This is a genomic window from Bacillus sp. FSL R9-9834, assembly GCF_038006905.1.
Lineage (GTDB): Bacteria > Bacillota > Bacilli > Bacillales > Bacillaceae_G > Bacillus_A > Bacillus_A pacificus.
Genome location: NZ_JBBOWD010000001.1, coordinates 2,842,131 through 2,860,394, shown reverse-complemented (window position 1 = coordinate 2,860,394; position 18,264 = coordinate 2,842,131). Strand labels below are relative to the sequence as shown.

The following is an 18,264-nucleotide window of genomic DNA, read 5'->3' as shown; positions in this document are numbered from 1 at the left end:
AGGGTTAAAAGTGTGGGGAAGCGTAATTTCCCACACTTTTAAAAATTAATTTGATAGGTTTGTTATACGACAAAATATTGCCATTTCTTTATTTGTAATAATTTAATGTAATATTTTGGTGAAGCACATTCTACTTCAAGTTTGAACAAATTGTTATGGAGGAATGATAAATGGTGAAACTAAAGCCTTTATTTTTAAGTTTATCAATGATTACTAGTTTAGCTATCGCGGGATGCTCGAATGAAAGTGCAGGAACGACAAAAAGTAATGGGAAAGAAACGACCACAGTCAAATTGGCTATAGATACAGCTGCGGGCGGATCTTTTCAGTTTAGAGCTGCTGAGAAACAAGGCTATTTTGAGAAAAATGGTATGAAAGCTCAACTATCAAATTTTGCTTATGGCATCGATACAGTTAATGCGGTGTTAACGGAACAGGCTGATACAGGTCTTGCTGCTGATTATGCACTTTTAAACTCTTTAGGAAAAGGGGATATGGTCGTAATTTCAACACTTACCCGTGGAAATGAAAAATCATCAAAAGACAATGAGCTTCTAGTTAGAGAGGGCATTAAAACAGAAAATGATTTAAAAGGTAAAAAGTTAGGCGTACCTAAAGGGACAGTAACGGAGTATGTTTGGGCGAAGTATTTGGCAGCAAAACATATTAATGAAAAGGATATTACCTTCGTTCCATATAGTACACCAGACGAAGCGATTGTAGGAATGAAAAATGGTGATATTGATGCGGTTTGGAGTTCTGGTGCACTAAAAGATAAATTTAAAAATATAAAAGGTGTAACAAAATTAGGTGATTTAGAAAGTGCGGGTGTCACAATTGACAGCTATCTACTTGCAAAAAGATCATTTGTGGAGAAGAATCCAAAAGCTGTTGAAAATACACTTAAGGCTCTATCTGAAGGAATTAAATATGTAGACCATAATAAAAAAGAAACTGCTAAGCTAGCTTTTGAACAATTGAAACTACCAGAGAAAGATGCGTTAAAAGATATTGAAAGACAAAACTATGTTCTTGGATTTACAGAGGAGGACGCGAAACATTTAGAAGATATGAAAGTATGGTTAGAAGAGAAAGAAAAACTGAAAGATAAATATGAATTGAAAGATAAAATTAATCTTGAAGCACTTAAGAAAGCTTTCCCTGAATCTGTTACTTATAAATAGAATAGGAGTGAAGTATGGTGAGTACAGTAAGTGAAAAAGAAGTATTGAAATCTCCTGTAGCCATTTCTATTTCTCGGTTATCTAAATCATTTAATAACGAACAGTTTGTTTTAGAGGATGTAAATTTAACAATTGGGAGTGGTGAGTTTTTTATATTACTTGGCCCAAGCGGATGCGGAAAATCTACGTTGCTCAGTATGATTGCTGGATTTGTTGAAAAAACATCAGGAGAACTTATGGTAAATCATGAAGAAATAAAGAAGCCGGATAGAAATCGCGGTGTCGTTTTTCAACAAGCCGACGCAGCTCTGTTCCCGTGGCTGACAATTAAAGAAAATGTTGAATTTGGTTTGAAAATGAAAAAAATGATAAAGCAAACCCGAAATGAAATCTCCTCTCAATATATAAAACTAGTGGGCCTAGATGGGCATGAAGGGAAATATCCGAGAGAACTTTCTGGAGGAATGAAACAAAGAGTTCAATTAGCACGTGTTTTAGCCAACGATTCGGAATTTTTATTAATGGATGAACCGTTTGGAGCGCTTGATGCAATGACTCGAAGAACGATGCAAATAGAGCTAATTCGAATTTGGAAAGAAACAAACAAAACGATTATTTTTGTCACGCATGATATTCAAGAAGCACTATTACTTGGGCAAAGAATTGGGGTAATGTCTAAAGGACCTTCTTCAAAAATTGAAAAGATTTATGATATTCCACTACCGTATCCGAGAACATTTACAGATAAAGAATTTAATTACTATTACCAAATGATTCAATCACACTTTGATTGAAAGGAAGTCCGAATATGAGTACATTGAAAAATGAGATTGCAAGAAAAGAGACTATTTATGAAACAAAGAATTTCAAGATTGGTTTACAAAAGAAGCTATTACAAAGTGGAATTATCGCTTGGATACTTATCCTTACGATATGGAGTGTTGTAGCGAATTTTTCTGATCCGCAATTTTTGCCAAGTCCGATAGCAGTTTTGTATGGAGCAATTGAACTGAGTCAAAATGGCTCCTTATTTATATATATAGGCGTTAGTTTTTTAAGAGTAATAGCAGGATGGATTTTAGGGAATCTTGTAGCCATTCCGGTAGGATTATTAATTGGCCGAATCCCATGGTTAAGAGCGCTATTTGATCCAGTTATCAATTTTATTCGCTTTATTCCACCTCTTGCCTTTATAACATTATTTATGCTTTGGTTTGGTATTGGAGAGCAATCAAAAATTTTCCTCATTATGTATGCAACTTTCTTTATTGTGACGATTAACACAATTACCGGTGTGCAAGCTGTTGAAGAGGATAAAATACGTTCAGCGAGAAGTATGGGAGCATCGGAATGGCAAATTATGTTCCATGTCATCATACCTGCTGCACTTCCTTATATGTATACCGGCGCAAAACTTGCGATGGGATCATCTTTCATGGCGATTGTTGGTGCTGAAATGGTTGCAGCCAATGAAGGAATTGGCTATATGATTTGGAATGCAAGGTTATATTTCAAAACAGATTGGATTTTTGTCGGTCTTGTAGTCCTTGGACTAATGGGATTCCTTATGGATCGTATATTTAATCAATTTGGAAGAGTTGTTCTTAAACGATATAATGTTGTGAAAAAATGAAAAGAGCCCTTCACTTAATCAAAATAGATCAGGTGAAGGGCTCTTTTGTTTGAATAAAAGTTGCTGTGTGTTATCTTTTTATTTCGATTTCAATTTTCTGTGCTAAATCAACTGACACGTTATGAAAATACCTTAAAACGACCTTTCTAATATCATCGGATATAACTTTCAAATCACCAGCTAGATTTTCAGCAAGATGTTCTTTTTCAATCGGTTGTAACTGCGCATAAAATTCACCGGGCTGCGTAAAGTCATCCTGTTTCGTAATAGAAGTTCTTCCAAGTTTACCTTCAACGTATCTTCCGTCTCCGCTCGTAATTTGATTAGCAGGTGTCCAATTTTGCTGTTGGTTAATCGGTAATTTACGGAATTCAGATCCAATTCTTCTTCTTTGAGAATCACTATAAATGTTAGCGCGACCTTGCAACATTTTATCATCTGATAATTCAGCACCGTCCAGTAAATTAGAAGGGGAGAAGGCGACTTTTTCTACTTGCTCCATATAATTTTCAGGATTTTTATTTAATACCATTTTGCCTACTGGTATAAGAGGATACGACTTTTCATTCCATACTTTTGTATCATCTAAAGGGTCATAAGAAAGATGTTCTTCATCTTTCGGATCCATGAGCTGGACATATAAACCGTATTCCACTGGCTTACCGTTTGCAATTGCATCATATAAATCTTTCCCGCTATAATCAGGGTTTTCGGCAGCTAGTTTATTCGCTTCCTCATTAGTAATGAATTGTACACCTTCAAATGGGTACCAATGATACTTTACATACTTTCGATTACCTTCTGCATTTCTCCAAACATATGTATTTACACTATGTCCTGGAATGTGGCGAAGGCTTTTGGCCGTACCATTATTAGAGTACAAACGGACAACAAAATGAATGGATTCAGGTGCTCTAGCGACAAAACTCCAAAATCTATTCGGGTCTAGTAAGTTATTTTTAGGGGAAGGTGACAACGCTTGAATGGTTTCAGGGAAACGCATCGGATCGCGTACAGAAAAGACAGGGATGTGGTTACATAAAAGATCGAAAATGCCTTCCTTTGTATAAAATTTTGTAGCGAAACCGCGTACATTTCTTAAAGTATCAGGTGTTCCTTTCGTACTAACAGCTAATGAAAATCGTACCATAACAGGAACTTTTTCATTAGAATTTTGTAGAAAGCTTAGTGTCGTATGTTCAGACATGGGATAGATCGTTTGAAAATAACCGAACGCACCAAATCCTTTTGCATGAACAGGTCTTTCTAAAATTTTTTCGTGAATAAATTGTTGTAACGTCTCGTGAAGCACACTATCTTGCTCTAGAACAGGTCCACGTGAACCAACTGTTTGAGAGTGAAGTATAGCTTGTTCATTACGTTCTTCATTATCATTAAAGTCTTTCCCTAGTAAAGATTGCCTCTGTTTATCATAGTTTTCATCCATCAATATAGCCTCCAAATCTTTTTTGTCCATTGTTACTAAATATGATTTTATAGCGTTGATTATGTATAACACGCTAAGTTCAAACTAGTAACAGACCGCTAGATGAGAAAAACGCGTATGTAGTGGACCTGTTGAAATAGAAGAAATTATGGAAAAATGAATATCGGGAAGAACATTACTATTAAAATTTTAAACTTAAAAATGAATTTATATATGAATTTAAAGAAAATGAACAGAAATAAAACAGGGAGAATAACTAGGAGGAATGTAACATGTCGGATTGGTTTCAATTAGATAAAGAGTATATGATGTCAACGTACTGTCGTACAAAGCTTGCGATAGAAAGAGGAGAAGGGTGTAAGCTGTATGATGTGGATGGTAAAGAGTATTTAGATTTATTTTCTGGTGTAGGCGTAAATGTATTAGGATACAATCATCCGAAAATTGTGCAAACGACAATGGATCAAGTTACGAAGTCGTTGCATCTACCGTTTCATTTTTTAAACCCAGTTGCAATTGAGTATGCAAAGAAATTAGTTGATTGCTCTTTAAAAAACGGAAAGGTCTTTTTTACAAACTCTGGTACGGAAGCGACAGAAACAACGTTGAAATTAATTGATAAATATAGAGCTATTATGCATGAAGAACGTGAAGGAATTGTAGTGCTGAAAAATAGTTTCCACGGGCGTACGTTAGGAGCACTTCATTTTACGAGACAAGAAAGTGTATATCAAAATTTCCCTAAAACATCGATCCCGGTATATGAAGTTGAGCGCGAGAATATAGAGCAATTAGAAGAAACAATTATTCATGAAAATCCAATTGCAATTATGTTAGAACCTGTATTAGGAAGCGGGGGAATTTATCCATTATCGGGTGAATATTTACATGGTGTTCAAAATTTATGTGAGAAATATAATGTACTACTTATCGTTGATGAAGTTCAAAGTGGTATGGGGAGAACAGGAAAACTATTCGCTTATCAAAATTTCAATATTACACCACATATTATTCAAATTGGTAAAGGAGCAGGAGGCGGGATACCATTTGGCGGAATTATTGTAGGTGAAAAGTTATGTGATGTATTTGCACCAGGAGATCACGGTACAACATTTGCTCATTCATCAATGGGAACGGCTTTAGGTTTAACGGTATTAAATACATTACTTGACGATGGTTTAATGCAAGAAGCATATGAAACGTCACTATATTTGAATGACAAACTGCAAGACATTCAGAAAGAAAATTCTTATTATATTCAGGAAGTGCGTCATGCGGGGATGATGTTTGGAATAAGTGTGAATGACACGAATGAAAATGTGAAGAAATTACAGATTGAGTTAATGAATAAAGGAATGTTAGTCGATGTAACACAAGGGAATATTATTCGATTACTTCCGCCGTATATTATTACGAAAGAGGAAATTGACGCATTCACTTATGAGTTTATTTCTTGTGTTCATAACATAGCTGCTACAGCAAGTATTTAAAAAAATATAAAAAAATATAAAAAGCTGAAGAAGGCGCTATTTTAGCGGCTTCTTCAGCTTTTTAAAATAGTAAATTACTTAACATAGAGAGCATCTCATTGGACAAATAATTAATTATGTGAAACAATAATAACAGATAAGGAGACGTTAATTTTCCTTAAGTGCTTCGAATTAATTTTATTCAATAAGAGAAGGTGTGCTTAAAGAAGTTAAATTAAATAAGGAGCTGTTTTATTATATGCAACAAAATAATGATTTAAATTTTGAACCTCAAGACGTTAATATTGTCAATCCTAAACAAGCCAGGAAAGCAGTAGTTGCTACTGGTATAGGGAATGCAATGGAGTGGTTTGACTTCGGATTATACGCGTATTTAGCGGTAATTTTAAGTCAATTATTCTTCTCAGGTGTTGATAATAGTGGATTGCAACTTGTACTTACATTCGGTACATTTGCTGCAGCCTTTCTCGTTCGACCAATCGGGGGTGTATTCTTTGGTAGAATAGGAGATAAGTACGGCCGAAAAATCGTGTTAAGTACTACTATTATTTTAATGGCACTTTCTACATTATTCATCGCATTACTACCAACCTATGAACAAATTGGTGTATGGGCACCAATACTACTTTTAGTTGCCCGAATGATTCAAGGCTTCTCTACAGGCGGCGAATATTCAGGAGCAATGGTTTATATCGCAGAATCTTCTCCAGATAAAAAGCGTGGTATACTCGGTAGTGGTCTTGAAATTGGAACACTCTCAGGTTACATTGCTGCTTCGGTAATTGTTACCATTTTGACGTTATTGTTAACAGATGAACAAATGCTCAGCTGGGGCTGGCGTATTCCTTTCTTAATAGCTGCACCAATTGGCTTGGTCGGTTTATATTTACGCCGTCATTTAGATGAATCTCCTATCTTTGAAGAGATGGAAAAAGCACAAGAGGAATCTGAAGACAATGAACAATTTTCATTTATGGATATTATGAAATATCACAAAAAAGACTTCTTATTAAGCACAGTAATTGTCGCCTTCTTTAATATTACAAATTATATGATTCTTTCGTATATTCCTTCTTATCTAACTCAAGTACTTAAAGTCAAAGAAACAACTGGTTTATTAATTATTTCAATTACGATGGCACTTATGATTCCGCTAGCACTTTATTTCGGTAAATTAAGTGATAAAATTGGTAATAAACGCGTCGTGCAAATCGGCTTACTTGGTTTAACTGTATTTGCCATTCCAGCATTTTTACTGATTGGTAACGGACATATTGCCGCTATATTTGCAGGTATTTTCGTATTAGGTTTCTTCCTAAGTGTGTATGAAGGAACATTACCTTCATTATTACCATCACTCTTTTTCACCGATGTACGTTATCGAGCACTTTCGATCTCATTTAATATTTCTGTATCAATATTCGGTGGAACAACACCACTTGTATGTTCATACTTAGTTCATGCGACTGGTAACCCGCTAGCACCGGCATTTTATTTAACAGGTGTAAGTATCATTGGATTAGTCGTATTTAGTGTTCTATTCGTTACAACATCAGGACGCGCGCTAAAAGGTTCATATCCTACAGTAGAAACGAAAAAAGAAGCACACCAAATCGCTAAAGAAGACCCTGAAGAAACACTTTGGTGGCATGAAGAGTCATTAGAGATTGAAGCAGGGAAAAACGCCTCAATTTAAAAAATAACGTAGAAGTATAAAAAGACTCCTATGAAAATAGGAGTCTTTTTGTTGTATTATTTTTTCCTTTTCTTTAAATCCTTCTGATACATGTAAAGCTTATGAATTTCATCCTTAAATTCCTGCAAAAGTACGGTGTTTTCCTCATTTGAATAACGCACTGTATTATAAGCATTAATAATAATATGACTTTGAATATTTACATCTTCTTCACTATTTATTCTATCTAACCATGCCTCAATAGTTTCTCCTCGATTTCTATTTAAAGGGGGAGTTAACTTACTTTCAAGCTTAAAAATCTCTTTTCGAATTTCGTTATGTGGCGGTTTGTTTCGTTTCAAACGTTTTTGGCTCATGCCTTCTTTATCAGTGATGATAGTAGATTCAAAGACAGGTATATTTGGTAAACTGAATTTTTTTCGTTTTTTTATTATTTTCCAAACGACATAAATAGCAATGGCTGCACAGGCTATTATGGTTATGCTATTTATAAGAGTTGGATCAAAAGGATGTGGCTCCAATCCATCCTTAATTGTAGGATCTTTTAGATTTCCTTTATTCGACCAAAAATCATCTGTTTCTTTTAACGCGGCTGCTGAAAATAATGGATTAATAGCGTATCCGAACCCTAATGCAACTGCTTCTATGATAAGTGAAAAAACAAGCCGAATGAAAGGAAACACTTGAATAAGTACTATACTCATTACACCAATCGTAATGATAGAAGCGAAACGTAATAACTGTTGATTACGATTTACCCCGGTTAACCAAAATGTAATCATAATGTGTAAAACTAATAGTAACAGTTTCCATAAAGGTGGAAAGGGCGTATAAAATATGGCTGAAACACCAAACCAAACAATACCACCTAACGATTTTTGAACTGGATATCCTGGTCCAACTACATGTACGATAAAGAAGAAAAGCGGTAACATAATGGTGCCAAATAGAGAGAAAGGGAGAAAAATAGAAGAACCGATTATTTGAGTTATTAACAGTATGACAAATCCTGTTGTTTTTTTCTTCATTAATTTATGAACAAGAAATACACCAATATAGCCTGTTGCTAAAAATATAACAACAGCAACAAGTTCGTCCCTTTCTGTTAATAACGAAAGGAGGAGCAGCAGAATAAAGTCATTAACGTGATAGAGCCAAGTTTTCAAGCTTTTCCACCATCCCTTCGTTATTTATGAGAAACGTAGGTTGCGATAGAAGAGAGAGGTCATTCTTCTGCAAGCCAATGTAAATCATTGTAGAGAATCGTTCTCCTTTTCTATTTGTATAATGGAGAAATCCTTGTTTCGGAATTAATGTGCTATCGTCTGAAATACGTGCTAATTCCTCTAAAGCTTTGGCGTAATGTGTTTGCCCTTCATTTAATGGTAAGTGCAGAGGACCACCTTCGGCTAATATACTAATAAATAATTCAAACGGTATTTGATGCTTCGTAGCGTATTGACAAATGTATGTTGCAAATGAAATAAGATCTTCTATATTATCTTTCCAACCAAACCCGCGATCAGCAGCTAAAGAAAGACAGATCGTCCAACTATAATTTTTTACAGGTTCATATTGCTTCGCCTGTAATTCCTGTATTTTAGCAGATGCTTTCCAATGAATAGAACGGAAAGACTCACGTTCATATCGTTTCACACCGATAATAGATGTTTCATCATTGTAAAATGAAAAATTGGTTCGATAAGATCCATTTAAAAGTTGCTGAAGTTCTTGCAAACCTGCTACTTCTTTAGGAGAAGGGTACACAATAATTTCAGTTCTTAATTTATCAAATACAGGTAAATGTACAGATAATAAATGAAAAGGATCTTTCAAAACACATTCGAATTGTTCAATTTGAAACATGCCACGCTTCGTAGCGGTTAATGATAAATCCCATTTTTGCATTGAATGAGCAGGTTGTGAAAATGGAAAAGAGAATAGTGTTTTTGATATTTGTTCAATTCCTTGATCTTTATTCGGTAGTAGGGACGGATCTAAATGAAAATAACAAACACCATTAACGAGTGGTATATTTGCTCCATTTTTTAAATGAATAAAAAACTGTCCAGATTCATCAGGGAAAAGCCGAGTTGTTTGTTTCTCATTTATTACTTGAAACTTTTTCTCTATGTAAGCGACATATTTATAAATGAAAATCGCAAATAAATAGTAGAAGAAAAAGAAAAACATAATGATTCGTTGCGGCATAAAAAATGTAAATAGTATCGCGCCTGGCACAGATAGTTGAATAATATGAAGTTGAAAAAATAAAGGTACAGTTACAACGCGCTGTCCATTCATGCTTGCTCAATCTCCACTGGTACGTCAACCTCTTTTAAAATCTTTTGCATCATTTCATTTTTTGTCGTACGTAATGCACCTTCCATTGATAAGACGATACGGTGATTCCAAACAGAAGGAACTAACAATTGTATATCTTCTGGTGTGCAATATTCTCTCCCGCGTAAAAAGGCTAGCGCTTGAACAGCACGTACTAAAGCTAATGTGGCACGTGGACTTACACCGTTAGCGATATAATCATGATTTCTTGTAGCATGAGCAAGTTTAATAATGTAATGTTCTAACGGTTCTGATACGAAAATTTCTTTCACTCGTTTCTGTGCCTCTAAAATATCATCTAAAGTAATAACAGATGTGACACTTTCTAGTGGTGCATCGTTACGAAAACGTCGCATCATTTGTAGTTCATCTTCAGGATTTGGATAACCTATAGAAATTGTCATTAAAAAACGATCAAGCTGTGCATCTGGAAGAGGGAACGTTCCTTGTGATTCAATTGGATTTTGCGTCGCAATAACAAAGAACGGTTTTGGAAGAGGAGTTGACTGCTTTTCAAGCGTCACTTGTCGTTCTTCCATCGCTTCTAATAAACTAGACTGTGTTCTTGGCATTGCACGGTTAATTTCATCTGCCAATAAAATATTTGCCACGACTGGTCCTAGTCTTAACTCGAATTCGCTCGTTTTCGGATTGAAGTATTCAATACCTGTCACATCACTCGGAAGTACATCGGGTGTAAATTGAACGCGAGAAAAATTACCACCAATACTTTTTGAAAGTGTTTTCGCAAGTAATGTTTTCCCAGTACCAGGTACATCCTCAAGAAGCACATGACCGTCAGCAAGCAAGGAAACGAGTAATAAATCTATAACATTTTCTTTACCTACAAAAACTGATCCTATATTTTCTTTCAATTTATTTATCATATGTATCATTCCTTTCAAAATATAAACGGATATTTCTATATTTTAACAAATTATTCAGAAAATTTATACAGTTTTTCAATTTAAAGAAATAAATATTCAATTATTAAAGTATATTCTTGCACATTTTGGAATGTAAATATATAATATCGGTATACGATGTATCGTAAGTCGATATATCATGAAGCGATGTATCGGAGGTGGTTATAATGAATACGAAAGCGAGAAAATATATTCCGTTAACTGAGGCGACATATTACATATTGTTATCACTAGTGAAACCAATGCACGGATATGGAATTATGCAAATGGTAGAAGAGATGACAAATGGAGAAGTAAAGCTCGGTCCTGGAACTTTATACGGGAATACGACGAAGTTACTAAAAGAGAAGTTAATAGTTGAAGTGGCTTCTACAGATAGAAAGAAGTGCTATGAGTTAACGCCGTTTGGGAGAGAAGTGTTGGAGCTAGAGTACAACAGATTACAGCGTTCGGTTAAAAATGGGAATAGTATATTAGGGGAGTGATTGGAAGATGGAGACAAAAAGGGTATTTAAATTTTACGCAGGATGGAGTTTAGAAAAAGAGGAAGCCTTTTTAAGAAAAATGCATCAACAAGGCTGGGCACTACAAAGGTATAATATGATGTATACGTTTAAGAAAACTGAGCCGAAAGATGTAATTTATAAAGCAGATTTTAGGTTGGATTATAAAGATTCAAAAGAAAAGAAAAAAGAATATATTGATATATATGAAATGTGTGGATGGAAACATGTAACGAGTTTTGCGAAATGGAATTATTTTTGCAAAGAGGTAGAAGAGGAAAATGAGTTGCCTGATATATATTCAGATAAGGAAACGAAGATACAAAAACTTACTGAGTTGTTACAAGTCATTGCAATTATGTTTGCAACATTAATTCCAGCACTTTACTTATGTCTTTTTGGAGTATCAGAATCTGGATTATATAAAGGTATGGTAGATTTTTTTGGTTGTTTATATTTGTATATACTTATTAATTTATATTGGAAGATTAATAAAATGAAAAAGGAAATATTGTAACAAAGGTTGCGACTATTAAAAGGGGAGGATTGGATTGTATAGAATCAGCTCCTTTAATTTTTATATATGTTTATTTTGTTCGATCTTTTTTACATAATAAAAGACTTCCTTTTTAATTCATAGAACTAACAGTTACAAAGATAATCCCAGTAATGATACCTAAAAAAATCATAAATGAAGAAGTAATTAATAATAACGAACTAGTAATTAATATCACTTTATTAGATTTTTGTTTTTTATAAATGAAATAAAGTAAAAGACCACAAACAGTAGAAAGTATCCATGTAGCTAAACCGTAAGAAGTCGAGATTTTCTTCCAGTCGAAAATCCAAAAGTAAAAGATGACTATGTGACAAGTTAATAGTAGAAATGTTGATGGAAGCATTATTTTTTTATTTAAAATCATTTGTTTTACCTCCCTTATGTAAATATTACCAAAAAAGTGTAGAGTTTAATATATATAATAAGGAAGAAATACATTTTTAATTAACGTATTAAACGAAAAAATCCCTTATAGAAAAATCTATTTCTACAAGGGATAATCATGTTTTTATTAGAAAGACTGATTTTGTGCAGGTTTAATAAATTGTTCAGGATTTTCAACAAGTCCGCATACAGCACATTGGACACGGTAAGTAGGTCCTTGATAGGCCATATGAAAAGCATTCATCGTTTCATTTGTGTATTCCTCTTCTACTTGACCAGTTTGTGGATTTAACTTAACGGGTTTTACTTGTTGCTCAAGAATATTAAAGCGCGTGCGGTTCGTTTTACAACTTGGACATAGCATTGGTTCCATATGTATACACCTCCATTTGTAGCATTTCTTAAACTCATTAATTTTATGCAAACAAAAAAACTTTCTCAATATAAATAGGCGTTTAATGTATTTAAAATTCAGAAAAAATAAAATATAATAAGAGTACGAACTGGTTATGTCCAAACCAAATCTCCTGTTTTATGCCAATAAGCTGGGGGGCCGAGAAATCGGCCTCATTTTTTTGTGCTCGCTACTATAGGAAACAAGGTTTTTATGAGACTTTTGTCGAAATTTTAGGGATGGATATAAAGGGGGATTAATAATGGATTTGAAGATGAAGTACATCATTTTATATGTAGAAAAGTTTGAGGAATGTTTAAAATTCTATAAAGATATTTTACAGTTGCCTATAAAAGCAGAGCACGGTACATATATTGAATTTAATACGGGATCTACAATATTAGCAATGAATACGCGGCAAGACGTGAAAGAATTAACAGGATTACCACTTACAGAAGGCGAGTTACAATCTTCTCATTTTGAATTAGGATTCGTTGTTGAAAATGTAGAAAAAATGATTGAGCAATTTAGAGAACAAGGTATTACGATTTTAGTTGAACCAATTGTAAAGCCGTGGGGACAAACAATTGCATACATTGCTGATCCAGATGGGAATTATATCGAAATTTGCAGTTCATTAGAATAGAAGGAGAAAAAGAGATGGGGTTTCCGAAACTAGAAACAGAACGTTTACAATTAAGAGAATTAACGCTGTTAGATGCAGAAACGATGTTCCGTTATTTTTCAAAAGAATCTGTTATACGTTATTTCGGAATGGATTCTTTCGAAAATATTGAGCAAGCGAAAACAACGATTCAAACGTTTAAAAATCGTTATGAAGAGGGAAGTGTATTTCGCTGGGGAATAGAGAAAAAGGGGACGGGCCAATTAATCGGAACGTGTGGTTTTCATTTAATTAACCATCATCATAAGCGAGCTGAAATTGGTTATGAATTAGACGATACATATTGGGGACAAGGATACGCATCGGAAGCGTTACAGGCGATTTTAGCTTACGGGTTTGAAAAGTTGCAACTTATAAGAATTGCTGCTGTTGTATATGTAGAAAATAAAGCTTCTCAAAAATTATTAAATAAAGCAGGATTTCAAGAAGAAGGATTACTTCGAAAACATATGATTCAAAATGGAGTTGCGCATGATACGATTTTATATTCTTTATTAAAAGAAGAGTGGAAGAAATAATGAGTACAAACGAACTTATAACTATTATGAAGAAGCATAGGGAAAATAGATTCATTTTAGGTATAGATGGTTTAAGTCGTTCAGGAAAAACAACATTTGTTGCAAATTTAAAGGAAAATATGAAACAGGAAAGCATTCCGTTTCATATTTTTCATATTGATGATCATATAGTGGAGCGTAATAAACGCTACGATACCGGATTTGAAGAATGGTATGAGTATTATTATTTGCAATGGGATATTGAGTGGCTTCGGCAGAAATTTTTTCGAAAGTTACAAAATGAAACGAGACTGAAATTACCGTTCTATAATGATGAGGTAGACTTATGTGAAATGAAAAAAGTACAGATCCCCATAGTAGGTGTCATAGTAATTGAAGGTGTTTTTCTACAGCGAAAAGAATGGAGAGATTTTTTTCACTATATGGTGTACTTGGATTGTCCAAGAGAGACACGGTTTCTACGGGAAAGCGAAGAGACCCAAAAGAAACTTTCGAAGTTTCAAAATAGGTATTGGAAAGCAGAGGATTATTACTTAGAGATGGAATCGCCGAAGGATAGGGCGGATTTAATCATCAAATGATTTGAAAATAGAAGGTGGACATAATGAATATTTTATGGGATTTTGATGGTACGTTATTTGATACGTATCCTGCATATACAATGATGCTATCTGAAATATTGGGTGATAGTGTAGATGAACAAGAAATTTACAAAAATCTAAAAATATCATATTCACATGCAATTCAGTATTATAATATTTCACGTGAACAGGAAGAAAGGATTAAAATTTTGAAGGGGAAAATCACTCCAAAAGATATGAAACCTTTTGGAGGTGTTGAAGAGATTTTGAAATATGCGGATAAAAATGTGATTATGACTCATAAACATAGGGCGGGGGTTATGGAAATTTTAGAATATTACGGCTGGGACAAATACTTCGTCGACATGGTTACAATTGACGATGGTTTCCCCCGAAAACCGAACCCTTTATCTTATGATTATTTGTATAAAAAGCACAATATTGATTTAGCTATTGGTGATAGAGAGTTAGATTTATTACCTGCAAAAGAATTAGGTATTTCAACATGTATGTTTCAAGGGGATTGTGATGTAGCGGATTATTCTTTATCGCATTACTCGGAATTTTTTAAAGTGGTGAATGATAGAGGGTTTTCTTTATAAAATAAGTGATTATTAAAGACTGTATCGTTCCATTTAAAGATACAGTCTTTATTTTTTAGAGTTATTGCATCTTTATTTTCTATACACTTCAATACGTTCGTTCCCCCATGTATTCAACAAGGTTTCTATGTGTACCAATTGCCATGGATTAAAGAATGATTGTCCATCTTTATTAAAGAAATAACCGTCGCCTAGATGAAAAGAGGCATGTAGTACTTTGTTCTTTTCATTTTTCCAAACAAGGATATCGCTAGGTTGTAAAGAATCGATGGAAGCTGATTTTAATCTATACCTTTTTATTTGTAAACCTTTTAGAAAGCTATTATCATGTACCCATTTCGTAATTATCCATTTCACCTCAGATTTTTCACTACAAATACTCGCTAAAGTAGCTGCAAGACAATTTGCTCCGTTTGCAGTTGAAAAAGTATTAAAATAGGGAGCGATATGGGGGAATTTTTCTTCGAATTTTTTGATTTTCTTTTCACTTAATGAAGTTTGATAAACAAATTGTTTTGTTAGTAGAAGTAGGAATTTATATTGAAACTCTTTAGGTAAGTTATCCCATAGTGCATTTTGCATACTTATATAACGCTTAGAATTATATGTAAATGAATAAGGAGATACATGTTGCAATATAGTTGCTTTACTTGAAGGAGATGTTATACCTTCTAGTACACATTCAATTATATCCCATTCATAAATAGAACCTCTATTAACTTCAAATTGAATTTGAAAAATCCTTTCGCGTGTTTCTTTGTCCCATTGCATAATCAAACTAGGGTTTGCCACACAAACAAATTGAATGTCCTTATGAATATTCCATACTTGATAACTATTTCTGCTATTAATATTGTTAAAAATGGTATGGTTAGAAAATTCCTCCTTAGGCATTAGTAAAGTATTAGATGTGAAATGCTCTACTACTGTTCCATACTTTTTAGGGAAAAAGAATAAATCATATTCAGGTAGAAATTGTTCAATCCATTTATTTAGTATATTTGTTTCGATTTGTATACTTGTCATTAAAAATCACCTCTAAATCTATATTCTACACTAGTACTTTAAACGCCTTTTTAATATACAGAAAAAGCAATATTACTTATCATTGGATATGAAAATATAGGAAATATTATTCAGTGTTTGTAAGTATTCATGTTATTCTAATAATAGATTTCAATAAAGCGAGTGATCACATGAGTATTTTCATTTTAGAAGACGATGTCATACAAGCACAGCAAATGAAGCGGCTAGTTGAAGAGATTTGCGAGAAATATAGGTTGCCTTTTGATTTTATTGAGGTGACTAGTAAAAGTGAAAATATTATTACTAATATTCCGAAGGCGAAGTATGTCCCAATCTATTTTTTAGATATAGAGATTAAAAGGGAAGAGCGTAAAGGGTTACAAGTAGCACAAGAGATACGAAAGTATGATACGCAAGGAATTATTGTTTTTGTAACGACGCATTCTGAATTTGCACCTATTTCATATCAATACATGGTATCAGCTTTAACTTTTATTGATAAAGGGTTGCCATACGAGGAGAGATATAAAGTTTTTGAACAATGTTTACTTCAATATGAAGCAAGAAATAAGCATATTATTCCGTCGGATGACTTTATCGTTGAAAATAGTAATGCCACTGTGCGGGTTCCTTTTCATGAAGTTGAATATGTTATGACTGATGAACCGCACCGGTTAGCATTAGTGACGTTGGGGCGAATCGTTTATTTTTATGGAGCATTAAAGGAGATAGAAATAATAGATGAACGTTTATTTCGTTGTCATCAATCCTATATCGTGAATACGAAGCAAATGTCTTCTTATGATACGAAGCAAAAAATGATAGTTTTAAAAAGCGGGAAACGTATTCCGGTATCACGTCGTTTAGTGAGTAAAGTACGTAACATGTTAAAGGGTGAGATGTAATGTATATTTATGATTTATTTGCAATACTGCTTACTAGTATGTGTCATACGTTTTTATACATACAATTAATCCGGTACAACAGATTGTCAGTTAGAATGTTAATAGCTTTAAGTGCGGTATTCATTATTTTACTTGCTATTGTCGTAACAGTAACGAGATATCCAGAATTGAATAGTACGATTGTGTTATTTTTAATAAGTTTAGGATTAATGCAAAATGAACTAAAACTTAAGCATAATGTATATTTTGCACTAGTGAGCATGGTGATTATAACGTTAGTAAAAATGTTGCTTTTGGATTTAGGAATGAAACTCTTTATGTTAACGCCATTTAATTTATATTTATGGACAGGAAGTGTGATTCATCTTACCGTAACGACACTTACTTTTATCGGTATTCTATTAGCGCGTAAAAGAATTCAAAAAATTGCTCAATATATAGTAAGTAGTCCGTTATATTATATAACTTACATATTATTAATTGTCGGGTTTATTATTGAACTAATTTTAACTCAGCCGTCAACTGAGTTTTTAGCAAAAATAAATCAACAATACAGTGAAGTAAGTTATAATTCAGCGATTATTATTTTTTTATTATTACTAATCATTGTACTAATAAGCTCACATTTATCGAAAGAAAAGTTACGAGAAGAGCATGAAAAACGTTTAGATAAAGAGTTATTAGATTATGTGGAGAAATTAGAGAATATGCATGATGAGCTTGCTAGTTTCCGTCATGATTATATGAATGTATTACTATCGTTAGAAGAGGGAATACGTACAAAAAATGTGAAAGAAATTGAGCAAGTGTACTACGATGTTATTGCTCCCACATTAAAAACAATAAATGATCATGAACTTGATATCGCAAAATTATCTCGCATACATATTCCTGAAGTAAGGAGTGTATTAAGAGCGAAAGTCGGTACTGCCCAGCAGCAACAAATAAAAGTAATGCTTGATATACCAGAGAACATTGAAAGTGTTTCGATGGCGATTATTTCATTTATTCGCATCATTTCAGTTTTAGTAGACAATGCAATTGAAGAAGCAGTACAAAGTGAGGAGAAGATATTGCAAATCGCATTCTTTAAAATGGATTCACGACAATATTTCATCGTGCGTAATAGTTCAAAGAGTGAAGGGATTGATTTGCAAAAAATTTATGAAAAAAACCATTCAAGTAAAGAAGGGACTAGAGGATACGGGCTATTCTCATTAAAACGGATCATGAATAAAACAAATAATGCGACGTTAGAAACAACTTATGTAAGTCCTTATTTCACGCAAACATTTATATTAAAAGAGATGAAATAACCATCTATGATGAAAATGTAACCGAATAGGAAATAACTACATACTTTTTTCACTCGTTTTTATACACTTCAA

Annotated in this window: 20 protein-coding genes; 13 read left to right on the top strand and 7 right to left on the bottom strand. The window is 33.5% G+C overall.

The window, feature by feature from the left end; translation table 11 throughout:
- Positions 1–170 precede the first annotated feature (170 nt).
- Genes MKY00_RS14830 through MKY00_RS14820 form a run of 3 tightly spaced genes read left to right on the top strand, consistent with a single transcriptional unit; the run spans position 171 to position 2,817 of the window.
- Positions 171–1,184 (top strand): ABC transporter substrate-binding protein, encoded by a 1,014-nt coding sequence (locus MKY00_RS14830; protein WP_016717839.1) that lies wholly within the window; start codon positions 171–173, stop codon positions 1,182–1,184.
- 14 nt (positions 1,185–1,198) lie between these two features.
- Entirely contained in the window at positions 1,199–1,978 is a 780-nt protein-coding gene (locus MKY00_RS14825; RefSeq protein ID WP_016717838.1) for an ABC transporter ATP-binding protein, read from the top strand.
- Between the two features lie 14 nt (positions 1,979–1,992).
- Positions 1,993–2,817, top strand: coding sequence for an ABC transporter permease (locus tag MKY00_RS14820; protein WP_016717837.1), 825 nt, complete (start codon positions 1,993–1,995; stop codon positions 2,815–2,817).
- Between the two features lie 70 nt (positions 2,818–2,887).
- Here the strand turns inward: MKY00_RS14820 and MKY00_RS14815 are convergent, their stop codons facing one another.
- A complete protein-coding gene (locus MKY00_RS14815) occupies positions 2,888–4,294 on the bottom strand; it encodes a catalase (protein ID WP_141114886.1) in 1,407 nt (468 codons plus the stop codon).
- A gap of 242 nt (positions 4,295–4,536) precedes the next feature.
- On the opposite strand from MKY00_RS14815, the gene MKY00_RS14810 reads away from it, so the two are divergent.
- A complete protein-coding gene (locus MKY00_RS14810) occupies positions 4,537–5,754 on the top strand; it encodes an aspartate aminotransferase family protein (RefSeq protein WP_016717835.1) in 1,218 nt (405 codons plus the stop codon).
- A 238-nt stretch (positions 5,755–5,992) separates the two neighbouring features.
- The gene (locus MKY00_RS14805) at positions 5,993–7,450 is read left to right on the top strand and encodes an MFS transporter (protein ID WP_001186945.1); all 1,458 of its coding nucleotides are present in this window, start codon (positions 5,993–5,995) and stop codon (positions 7,448–7,450) included.
- A gap of 56 nt (positions 7,451–7,506) precedes the next feature.
- Here MKY00_RS14805 and MKY00_RS14800 read toward each other — a convergent pair whose 3' ends face one another.
- The 3 genes from MKY00_RS14800 to MKY00_RS14790 are packed head-to-tail and all read right to left on the bottom strand — an operon-like array spanning position 7,507 to position 10,680.
- Complete coding sequence (locus MKY00_RS14800; protein ID WP_016717834.1) at positions 7,507–8,616, bottom strand: DUF4018 domain-containing protein; 1,110 nt, start codon at positions 8,614–8,616, stop codon at positions 7,507–7,509.
- Positions 8,591–9,754, bottom strand: coding sequence for a DUF58 domain-containing protein (locus MKY00_RS14795; protein ID WP_016717833.1), 1,164 nt, complete (start codon positions 9,752–9,754; stop codon positions 8,591–8,593). The genes MKY00_RS14800 and MKY00_RS14795 overlap by 26 nt, the downstream gene beginning before the upstream one ends.
- Positions 9,751–10,680 carry an AAA family ATPase gene (locus MKY00_RS14790; RefSeq protein ID WP_016717832.1) on the bottom strand — a complete coding sequence of 310 codons (930 nt, stop codon included), beginning with the start codon at positions 10,678–10,680 and terminating at the stop codon, positions 9,751–9,753. Before MKY00_RS14790 ends, MKY00_RS14795 begins: the two co-directional genes overlap by 4 nt.
- A 206-nt stretch (positions 10,681–10,886) precedes the next feature.
- Here MKY00_RS14790 and MKY00_RS14785 point away from each other — a divergent pair, with 206 nt between their 5' ends.
- Positions 10,887–11,204 (top strand): PadR family transcriptional regulator, encoded by a 318-nt coding sequence (locus MKY00_RS14785; RefSeq protein WP_016717831.1) that lies wholly within the window; start codon positions 10,887–10,889, stop codon positions 11,202–11,204.
- 7 nt (positions 11,205–11,211) lie between these two features.
- The gene (locus tag MKY00_RS14780; RefSeq protein WP_016717830.1) at positions 11,212–11,739 is read left to right on the top strand and encodes a DUF2812 domain-containing protein; all 528 of its coding nucleotides are present in this window, start codon (positions 11,212–11,214) and stop codon (positions 11,737–11,739) included.
- A gap of 112 nt (positions 11,740–11,851) precedes the next feature.
- Here MKY00_RS14780 and MKY00_RS14775 read toward each other — a convergent pair whose 3' ends face one another.
- Together MKY00_RS14775 and MKY00_RS14770 are read right to left on the bottom strand one after the other, a co-directional pair.
- Positions 11,852–12,145 carry a hypothetical protein gene (locus MKY00_RS14775; RefSeq protein WP_000602676.1) on the bottom strand — a complete coding sequence of 98 codons (294 nt, stop codon included), beginning with the start codon at positions 12,143–12,145 and terminating at the stop codon, positions 11,852–11,854.
- 147 nt (positions 12,146–12,292) lie between these two features.
- Entirely contained in the window at positions 12,293–12,538 is a 246-nt protein-coding gene (locus tag MKY00_RS14770; RefSeq protein WP_000433609.1) for a hypothetical protein, read from the bottom strand.
- Positions 12,539–12,821: 283 nt separating this feature from the next.
- On the opposite strand from MKY00_RS14770, the gene MKY00_RS14765 reads away from it, so the two are divergent.
- Genes MKY00_RS14765 through MKY00_RS14750 form a run of 4 tightly spaced genes read left to right on the top strand, consistent with a single transcriptional unit; the run spans position 12,822 to position 14,945 of the window.
- Positions 12,822–13,205 (top strand): VOC family protein, encoded by a 384-nt coding sequence (locus tag MKY00_RS14765; protein ID WP_000364494.1) that lies wholly within the window; start codon positions 12,822–12,824, stop codon positions 13,203–13,205.
- A 14-nt stretch (positions 13,206–13,219) separates the two neighbouring features.
- The gene (locus MKY00_RS14760; RefSeq protein WP_000506665.1) at positions 13,220–13,762 is read left to right on the top strand and encodes a GNAT family N-acetyltransferase; all 543 of its coding nucleotides are present in this window, start codon (positions 13,220–13,222) and stop codon (positions 13,760–13,762) included.
- Positions 13,762–14,343 carry a kinase gene (locus MKY00_RS14755; protein WP_016717829.1) on the top strand — a complete coding sequence of 194 codons (582 nt, stop codon included), beginning with the start codon at positions 13,762–13,764 and terminating at the stop codon, positions 14,341–14,343. The genes MKY00_RS14760 and MKY00_RS14755 overlap by 1 nt, the downstream gene beginning before the upstream one ends.
- A 23-nt stretch (positions 14,344–14,366) precedes the next feature.
- Entirely contained in the window at positions 14,367–14,945 is a 579-nt protein-coding gene (locus MKY00_RS14750; RefSeq protein WP_016717828.1) for an HAD-IA family hydrolase, read from the top strand.
- A 72-nt stretch (positions 14,946–15,017) separates the two neighbouring features.
- On the opposite strand, the gene MKY00_RS14745 is transcribed toward MKY00_RS14750, so the two are convergent.
- Positions 15,018–15,971 carry a hypothetical protein gene (locus MKY00_RS14745; RefSeq protein WP_016717827.1) on the bottom strand — a complete coding sequence of 318 codons (954 nt, stop codon included), beginning with the start codon at positions 15,969–15,971 and terminating at the stop codon, positions 15,018–15,020.
- Between the two features lie 170 nt (positions 15,972–16,141).
- Between MKY00_RS14745 and MKY00_RS14740 the strand changes: the two genes are divergently transcribed.
- Both MKY00_RS14740 and MKY00_RS14735 read left to right on the top strand, forming a co-directional pair.
- Positions 16,142–16,876, top strand: coding sequence for a LytR/AlgR family response regulator transcription factor (locus tag MKY00_RS14740; RefSeq protein WP_029141139.1), 735 nt, complete (start codon positions 16,142–16,144; stop codon positions 16,874–16,876).
- Positions 16,876–18,192 (top strand): GHKL domain-containing protein, encoded by a 1,317-nt coding sequence (locus tag MKY00_RS14735; RefSeq protein WP_016717825.1) that lies wholly within the window; start codon positions 16,876–16,878, stop codon positions 18,190–18,192. Before MKY00_RS14740 ends, MKY00_RS14735 begins: the two co-directional genes overlap by 1 nt.
- Positions 18,193–18,264 lie beyond the last annotated feature (72 nt).

Bases quoted from the DNA above. Each gene is read 5' to 3' on its own strand.
- MKY00_RS14830 (WP_016717839.1), top strand. From the start codon at position 171: ATGGTGAAACTAAAGCCTTTATTTTTAAGTTTATCAATGATTACTAGT.
- MKY00_RS14825 (WP_016717838.1), top strand. From the start codon at position 1,199: ATGGTGAGTACAGTAAGTGAAAAAGAAGTATTGAAATCTCCTGTAGCC.
- MKY00_RS14820 (WP_016717837.1), top strand. From the start codon at position 1,993: ATGAGTACATTGAAAAATGAGATTGCAAGAAAAGAGACTATTTATGAA.
- MKY00_RS14815 (WP_141114886.1), bottom strand. From the start codon at position 4,294: ATGGACAAAAAAGATTTGGAGGCTATATTGATGGATGAAAACTATGAT.
- MKY00_RS14810 (WP_016717835.1), top strand. From the start codon at position 4,537: ATGTCGGATTGGTTTCAATTAGATAAAGAGTATATGATGTCAACGTAC.
- MKY00_RS14805 (WP_001186945.1), top strand. From the start codon at position 5,993: ATGCAACAAAATAATGATTTAAATTTTGAACCTCAAGACGTTAATATT.
- MKY00_RS14795 (WP_016717833.1), bottom strand. From the start codon at position 9,754: ATGAATGGACAGCGCGTTGTAACTGTACCTTTATTTTTTCAACTTCAT.
- MKY00_RS14790 (WP_016717832.1), bottom strand. From the start codon at position 10,680: ATGATAAATAAATTGAAAGAAAATATAGGATCAGTTTTTGTAGGTAAA.
- MKY00_RS14785 (WP_016717831.1), top strand. From the start codon at position 10,887: ATGAATACGAAAGCGAGAAAATATATTCCGTTAACTGAGGCGACATAT.
- MKY00_RS14780 (WP_016717830.1), top strand. From the start codon at position 11,212: ATGGAGACAAAAAGGGTATTTAAATTTTACGCAGGATGGAGTTTAGAA.
- MKY00_RS14775 (WP_000602676.1), bottom strand. From the start codon at position 12,145: ATGATTTTAAATAAAAAAATAATGCTTCCATCAACATTTCTACTATTA.
- MKY00_RS14770 (WP_000433609.1), bottom strand. From the start codon at position 12,538: ATGGAACCAATGCTATGTCCAAGTTGTAAAACGAACCGCACGCGCTTT.
- MKY00_RS14765 (WP_000364494.1), top strand. From the start codon at position 12,822: ATGGATTTGAAGATGAAGTACATCATTTTATATGTAGAAAAGTTTGAG.
- MKY00_RS14760 (WP_000506665.1), top strand. From the start codon at position 13,220: ATGGGGTTTCCGAAACTAGAAACAGAACGTTTACAATTAAGAGAATTA.
- MKY00_RS14755 (WP_016717829.1), top strand. From the start codon at position 13,762: ATGAGTACAAACGAACTTATAACTATTATGAAGAAGCATAGGGAAAAT.
- MKY00_RS14750 (WP_016717828.1), top strand. From the start codon at position 14,367: ATGAATATTTTATGGGATTTTGATGGTACGTTATTTGATACGTATCCT.
- MKY00_RS14745 (WP_016717827.1), bottom strand. From the start codon at position 15,971: ATGACAAGTATACAAATCGAAACAAATATACTAAATAAATGGATTGAA.
- MKY00_RS14740 (WP_029141139.1), top strand. From the start codon at position 16,142: ATGAGTATTTTCATTTTAGAAGACGATGTCATACAAGCACAGCAAATG.
- MKY00_RS14735 (WP_016717825.1), top strand. From the start codon at position 16,876: ATGTATATTTATGATTTATTTGCAATACTGCTTACTAGTATGTGTCAT.